Source organism: Sulfuricurvum sp., from assembly GCF_023229695.1.
Lineage (GTDB): Bacteria > Campylobacterota > Campylobacteria > Campylobacterales > Sulfurimonadaceae > Sulfuricurvum.
In genome coordinates this window covers 38,025-44,852 of sequence record NZ_JALNYS010000024.1, presented here as the reverse complement: position 1 = coordinate 44,852, position 6,828 = coordinate 38,025, and the positions used below count along the sequence as shown (strand labels likewise).

Below are 6,828 nucleotides of genomic sequence, written 5' to 3'. Positions count from 1 at the left end.
ACCACGCCGCATACGGATGGGCACCCGTCGAAGCCACGGCTCTGACGGTCGAGGTGGAGGCGTTTTGCTCATGATCGGCATGAAGGGTAAAAATCGTATCAAGCGCTTTGACTTCGACATCGCGGACTTCAAGATTTTCCCCCGGATAGGCGCGCATCATGTAGAGAAAATTTTCGGTAAACGGGCGCTCTATATCGGGATAGATAAAAGGTATTCCAAACATACGCCGATGGGTAAAAGCGGCCAGTGTCGGAATTTTAGCAATGATACGCCGTGCCATTACCTGCGCATCTTCGTCATTGTCCACATTTAAATGTTCAAAATAAAAGGTCGAAAGGGCCGAAACCGCCGATGACATCATCGCCATCGGATGGGCACGATCGGGAAACGCCTTAAAAAGTTCTTTGATCCCTTCATGCACAAACGAACGTTTTCGCAGCTCCATATCAAACGATGCCCTCTCCGCTTCGGAAGGGAGTTTTCCGATCAGAAGGAGATAACAGACATCCAAATACGATTTATGATTTGCCAGATCGCTAATATCGTATCCCCGGTAGCGCAGTTCCCCTTTTTCACCGTCGATGTACGTGATCGCCGAACTGCAGCTCGCCGTCGACGAAAATCCGGGATCGTAGGTAAACATTCCCGTCTCTTTGTAAAGCGAACGGACATCGATTACACTCGGCCCGATGGTAGAATCCAAAACTGAAAATTCGTAACTTTTCCCTGTCCGATGATCGGTTAATGTGACCGTGTCCATTTTCGTTCTCCCTGATTTTCAAATAGTAACTGATGTTACGCACTTTAGTCAAAAAAGTGCGAAAAGGTTAGTAATCTCCCGTATCCGAAAGATACGGGTAGCTTTAGGGGGTTGTAGGGACTTTAGTCCCTGCCACTTTACGGGCTATGAGCGAAAAGTGCGTAACAACAGATAGTAATACTATATCGGAAAAACTTTAGAGTGTATCCATTTTTCTTATTTTCTACTCAAAACCGGAGCCTTGTACCCTCGGAGTATTGACCATCAATATGGAGAAAGTATTCAGATAATCCCAGAACGACTGAATCAGTTTGGGATCAACTCCCTCTCTCTCCAGTTCAGGAAGAAGCTCAGCATAGCACTCCAGCCAGATACGCCGTCCGTTTTCATCAATACGGAAACGGGTATGACGGGCAAGGATACGCGAATCACCTCGTGTTTGGGCATAATAATCGGGCCCGCCGCAAAGCTGGATCAAAAAATCGGCAGCATGTTTTTTGACTTTGGAAAAATCCTCTTCATAATCAACCGGAAACATAAACGCTATTTTGGTGTGGCGTATCAATTCATAATGGTCATTCACCAATGCACGTAACCGCTCTTCGCCCACTTGAGATAAAAAATCGGGATGAGGTTTGGTCACAGTCGGCTGAAGTGCGCCGAGACGACCGTCTCTAATTGTCAAATCCATCCAAGCCCCTTGTTTTTTTTGAGAGTATTGTAAAATGTTGTTAAGGTCAAACCCCTTAAAACCGATTTTTGATTCACCCGTACTCCATTGCGAAAAGATGCGGGTAGCTTCAGGGGGTTGCAGGGACATCTGTCCCTGCCACTTTCTGGGCTTTGCCCGGAAAGTGCGTAACAAGTATATAACTGACCTTATGCACCTTTTTTCAAAAGGGGCGAAATAGGTCAGTAATCTCCCGCATCCGAAAGATGCGGGTAGCTTCAGGGGGTTGCAGGGACATCTGTCCCTGCCACTTTCTGGGCTTTGCCCAGAAAGTGCGTAACATCAGTATATAAAAAGGATTGATATGAAAACACTCTACCTCATCAGGCATGCCAAATCGGACTGGGAGAATCCTGCTTTGGATGATTTTGAAAGACCGCTCAATAAGAGAGGTGAAAAGAATGCCCCTTTTATGGGGGAAATTTTGGCGAAACACCAAATTCATCCGGACCTCATCCTCTGCAGTCCGGCATTGCGGGCAAAAACAACCGCACTCAAAATTGCCGAAAAAGTAGGATATAAGGGGAAAAAAATCGATTATCGGGAGAGTTTGTATCTGGCAGATATCCGGGCGATCGAAGCGCTATTGCAATCGCTCTGCACTTCGGACAATACCGTTTTTATCGTAGGCCACAATCCGGGGCTTACCCTCTTCGCCGAATATATCAGCGGTATTTTGATAGAAAATATTCCGACATGCGGCATTTTTTGTGTCACACTCAAAAAAGATGACTGGAGCACGCTCGGAAGAGATTCGGCTGATTTTGTTTCGTTTGAATATCCGAAGATGTACACGTAAAACTCTATTTTTGAACGCCACCCCGATTGGCTACGCTTGCCTCTTCGAGGCAGAAGTCTATTCTTTTCAAACGATCCAGGCACCCTCTTTATAAATCACTTCATTATCAAGGGTAAACGTTTCGGTATCGGCGAAAACGTCTACATGGTATTTCCCGTCTCGGCGTTTAAATCCGGGTTTGCCATAGGTACCGTGCTTGGCTCCCAATGAAAAATGGATACCGCACATCCTTTCATACGTCCCCGTATCGGCAACCGTACGTGTTTTATCAAATGCCCGGTTAAGACCAAACCCCAGTTCGCGTACCCATACGACCCCTTCGTCCCTGCGTATATTGGCAAGTATCCGATCAAATGCGGAAGTTGAATTTTCGCACTCCACAACCTGCCCTTCCCTGATGGTCAAGGTAATCGGTGTTGGAGGAGTGTTCAGTTTATAGTTGACGTCACCGAAACTGTAAATCCGTACCCTTCCGTTGAGCGCGCTCAACTCCTGCGCTTCGGTAAAAACCTCCCCCAAAGGAAATTGCCCCCCGATATTCGGCATATCGGTGTAATCTCCGATATTCAGCTTTGCCGGCTCAAAAGGGGAACCATAAACCAACAGCTCCCCGCCGCTGTCCAATACCCCACCCTGCGCATTATCAATCTTCTTTTTCAGTGCACGGCCGAGTGTCCGGTAATAGGGTGCGTCATACGCCAGCGAATCAATGTAATAAGGGGCCTCCTCTTGCGACATACGGCTAAGATGGGGATGTTCAATCACTTTGATTTTGCGTTTGAACAACTCGACACGTAAACGGAATGCATTCAGGCGAAAACTGGTGGATTGCACAAGCGCAACCAAATCGTAGGGTTGAAGCGCTTCTAATATTTTCAGTGTCTCTTCCTGAGGAAGGGTATTAAAATCGATCCATTGCGCATGGGGAAGAGACCGTTTATAGGCCTCGGCTAAAATAATGGACAAGGTGCAACCGGTATCATAGACCACGACGGCACGCTCTTGTTCCGTATGATTAAACGCCAATTTCAAAAGTCCTTCCAAATGGTGCTTTGCCATTTCTATCAACACCTCCGACACGCCATTCTCCATATTTTCCCCATTTACAATAGTATCGTTCCTCTTCTCGTAACCGAATTATAGCCTAGCTTCCCCCCTAAGCCGATTTCATACCTTAATGCCGATGTGCTATAATGGCACATCTAATACTAAAGCAACCCCATGTCCTCTTTCGACCCCCTACCCCTTCGTGCCCCGTTAAAAACAGCACTAAAACGTCTCAATTTCACCGCTATGACCCCGATACAGTCCGCTTCGCTGCCGATGATACTGGAGGGGAAAGATATCATTGCTCAAGCCTCTACCGGAAGCGGTAAAACATTGGCATTTGCCCTTGGGATTTTAAATAAAGTCAATCCCAAATTTTTTGCTCCCCAAGCGGTTGTTTTATGTCCGACCCGTGAGCTTGCCGAACAGGTGACCAAAGTGATCCGTTCCTGTGCATCCGAAATCGGAAACATTAAACTCCTCACCCTCTGCGGAGGGGTTCCGATGAAGGGGCAGATCCACTCACTGACTCACGGAGCTCACATCATCGTCGGAACCCCCGGACGCGTCCTCAAACTCCTCTCGATGAACACACTGGATCTTAATGCCTGCGGAACCATGGTGCTGGATGAAGCCGATCAGATGGTCGATATGGGGTTTATCGACGATATCGAAGCCATTTTCGGTTATCTTCCGACACAACGACAAACACTCCTCTTTTCAGCTACCTACCCCGATTCGATCAAAACTCTCAGTGCACGCCTGACACACGAGGCGCACTTTCTCAAAACCCAGAACACTACCGCCAAACCTTCCATTACCGAGGTTGCCTATTTGGTTAACGATAAACTCTCCGCTTTAAATATTGTTATGCACCATCATGCTATTGTGAACGCAATCATTTTCTGCAATACAAAAATTGTTGCGGCTGAACTGTGCGAAACACTCAATAACCGCCGCATCCATGCCATAACCTTGCATGGTGATATGGAACAGTTCCACCGTAACGAGGCCATTATCCAATTTCGAAACGGAAGCGCCCCTTTTCTCGTCGCCACCGATGTCGCCGGACGCGGTATCGATATCGAAGGGCTTGATGCCATCATCAATTACGATCTTCCCCAGCAAAGCGACCGCTATGTCCATCGCATCGGCCGTACCGGCCGTGCCGGAATGGAGGGGTTGGCGATTACGCTGATAAGCCCGCATCAAAAAGAGTCGTTTATCGCTCTGCAGCGACCGTGTGAACCGATTGAACTCCCGATAGCCAAAGGTTCAAAAGAGGTTATCACCCCGATGCGTACCATCTGTATCGATGCGGGTAAAAAAGAGAAACTGCGCGCCGGAGATATTGTCGGAGCCTTAATCCATGAAGCCGCTCTGACGAAAGAGCAAATAGGAAAAATCGATCAACTCGATCACCTCAGTTATGTAGCTTTGCCACGAGAATTAGCTGAAAAAATTTATAATAAACTCAAAAATAGACCCATTAAAGGGAGAATCTTCAGGTTGTGGCTGTTAGACTAACGAAACGCATTTATGAAAAATTTTTATAGCAGAGAGGAACTTTATGGCAAACAAAGAATTGACTTTCGGTGAAGAGGAATTTATTGTCTCTAAAACCGATTTAAAAGGGAAAATTACCTACGGTAATGCCCTGTTTCTTCATATGGCCGGATATGAGGAAGAAGAACTTATCGATCAGCCCCACAATATACTTCGGCATGAAGATATGCCTGCCGTTGTTTTCAAGCTCCTTTGGTCCACGATCAAAGAGGGGAAAGAGATTTTTGCTTACGTCAAAAATAAAACAAAAAACGGCGATTTTTACTGGGTATTCGCCCACGTAACCCCCTCCTTTGACCGCAATCGTCAAATCAGCAATTACCACTCCGTTCGGCGCAAACCTTCCAAAAAAGCACTCGATGTGATCATACCGCTGTATGCCATGCTGCTTCAAAAAGAGCGTGTCGGCGGAATGGGCGCTTCGGAAGCGGTACTCAATCAAATCTTACACGAAAAAGGGGTATCGTATGACGAATTTGTCCTCTCTCTCTAAAATACACTATGCCAATATCGCTTCGATTTCCCTATTTATCGTCGGGATGGTCGTTGAAACAGTTTTGGAGGGATGGAGTTGGGTAAGAATCATTACTCTGGCCAATTTTTCTCTGGCCTGGTTTATTTTTATCAATATAAGGCTCTCTCAAAAAACGATTCATGAAGTAACCACGGTCATTAAAGATGCCAAAACCGGTCATCTTGAAAACCGCATTATCCATATCGGTGATGGCGGAGAACTCAGAGAATTGTGCTGGCACATCAACAATATGCTCGATCAAACCGAAGTTTTTATCCGTGAAATCCGTTCCTCGGTTGAAGCGGCAAGCCGTAATGATTACTATCGCCAGATTCTGATACAGGGGCTGACCGGCGAATACAAAGAGGCAAGTTCACTGATCAACAAGGCTATTAATTCCATGCACACATCCCATGTGTACATGCAAAAATCGATCCTTAACAGCTCCATCAGTAAAATCGGTACCGGTGTCGGCGGCGGTCTTGAAGTGATTCAAGAAGATCTCCAAAAAACGATACAAAGACTTCACACGATTGCCGGGATCAGCCAATCCACTTCGGAGAGCTCATCCGAATCGGTGAATGAACTCGAAGGGATCAATGTTAAGCTCAGCCGCCTGATCGAACTGGTTCAGGTCTCTGCCGATGCGATCCATTCACTGAATGAAAAAACGAGTGAAATCAATTCTGTTGTCAATTTGATCAAAGACATCGCCGATCAAACCAACCTCCTCGCCCTAAATGCGGCGATTGAAGCGGCACGGGCCGGCGAACACGGACGAGGCTTTGCCGTCGTTGCCGATGAGGTACGCAAGCTCGCCGAACGGACTCAAAAAGCGACGGGAGAGATCGCCATCGCCGTTCAAACCCTACAGCAGGATACGACCGAAATCTATACCAATTCAGAAACGATGAACGCAATCGCCAATGAATCGAGTCAATCGATCGATACTTTTCGACACACCCTCCATATGTTTAACTCGGATGCAAAAAAAGCGGCCGTACAGACAACGGCTATTGAGAATACCACCTTTATTACGTTGGCGAAAATCGACCATATCATGTTTAAATCCAACGCCTATAAATCGATTGTTAACGGAAACAAAGAGGCCGTATTCATCGATCACCACAACTGCCGATTAGGAAAATGGTACGAAACCGGTATCGGAAAAGAGCGCTTTTCCCATCTCCCAAGCTTTAGAGGGATCGAAAAACCGCATACTGCCGTTCATGAAGAAGTCTATAAAAATTTGGCTTTTGTTGAGAAAAAAGATGACACAATCCATCATCAAGAGGAGATCATAACGAATTTCACATCGATGGAAAATGCCAGTAACACCCTCTTTGGATTATTGAATAACCTGAATAAAGAGTCCGAAGAAGATCTGGTCGCTAAGTCCCTTAAGCCGTAAG

At 46.4% G+C, this 6,828-nt stretch carries 7 protein-coding genes; 4 read left to right on the top strand and 3 right to left on the bottom strand.

The features are described 5' to 3' along the window. Both M0P91_RS14390 and M0P91_RS14385 read right to left on the bottom strand, forming a co-directional pair. Positions 1-760, bottom strand: a 760-nt coding sequence (locus M0P91_RS14390; RefSeq protein ID WP_295068959.1) for a citrate/2-methylcitrate synthase, incomplete at its 3' end; no start/stop codon positions are given. Positions 761-983: 223 nt separating this feature from the next. Further along, the gene (locus tag M0P91_RS14385) at positions 984-1,451 is read right to left on the bottom strand and encodes a globin (protein WP_295068956.1); all 468 of its coding nucleotides are present in this window, start codon (positions 1,449-1,451) and stop codon (positions 984-986) included. A gap of 343 nt (positions 1,452-1,794) precedes the next feature. On the opposite strand from M0P91_RS14385, the gene M0P91_RS14380 reads away from it, so the two are divergent. Next, positions 1,795-2,289 (top strand): histidine phosphatase family protein, encoded by a 495-nt coding sequence (locus M0P91_RS14380; RefSeq protein ID WP_295068954.1) that lies wholly within the window; start codon positions 1,795-1,797, stop codon positions 2,287-2,289. Between the two features lie 66 nt (positions 2,290-2,355). On the opposite strand, the gene M0P91_RS14375 is transcribed toward M0P91_RS14380, so the two are convergent. After that, entirely contained in the window at positions 2,356-3,381 is a 1,026-nt protein-coding gene (locus M0P91_RS14375) for a hypothetical protein (RefSeq protein WP_295068951.1), read from the bottom strand. A 129-nt stretch (positions 3,382-3,510) separates the two neighbouring features. Between M0P91_RS14375 and dbpA the strand changes: the two genes are divergently transcribed. From dbpA to M0P91_RS14360, 3 genes are read left to right on the top strand one after another with little or no spacing between them, the layout of a single operon-like run. Beyond that, positions 3,511-4,863, top strand: coding sequence for an ATP-dependent RNA helicase DbpA (gene dbpA / locus M0P91_RS14370; protein ID WP_295068948.1), 1,353 nt, complete (start codon positions 3,511-3,513; stop codon positions 4,861-4,863). A gap of 43 nt (positions 4,864-4,906) precedes the next feature. Further along, entirely contained in the window at positions 4,907-5,395 is a 489-nt protein-coding gene (locus M0P91_RS14365; protein ID WP_295068946.1) for a PAS domain-containing protein, read from the top strand. Beyond that, positions 5,370-6,827, top strand: a complete 1,458-nt coding sequence (locus tag M0P91_RS14360) for a methyl-accepting chemotaxis protein (protein WP_295068944.1) — start codon at positions 5,370-5,372, stop codon at positions 6,825-6,827. The genes M0P91_RS14365 and M0P91_RS14360 overlap by 26 nt, the downstream gene beginning before the upstream one ends. The last annotated feature ends 1 nt before the right edge of the window (position 6,828 follow it).

Bases quoted from the DNA above. Each gene is read 5' to 3' on its own strand.
- M0P91_RS14380 (WP_295068954.1), top strand. From the start codon at position 1,795: ATGAAAACACTCTACCTCATCAGGCATGCCAAATCGGACTGGGAGAAT.
- dbpA (WP_295068948.1), top strand. From the start codon at position 3,511: ATGTCCTCTTTCGACCCCCTACCCCTTCGTGCCCCGTTAAAAACAGCA.
- M0P91_RS14365 (WP_295068946.1), top strand. From the start codon at position 4,907: ATGGCAAACAAAGAATTGACTTTCGGTGAAGAGGAATTTATTGTCTCT.
- M0P91_RS14375 (WP_295068951.1), bottom strand. From the start codon at position 3,381: ATGGAGAATGGCGTGTCGGAGGTGTTGATAGAAATGGCAAAGCACCAT.
- M0P91_RS14360 (WP_295068944.1), top strand. From the start codon at position 5,370: ATGACGAATTTGTCCTCTCTCTCTAAAATACACTATGCCAATATCGCT.
- M0P91_RS14385 (WP_295068956.1), bottom strand. From the start codon at position 1,451: ATGGATTTGACAATTAGAGACGGTCGTCTCGGCGCACTTCAGCCGACT.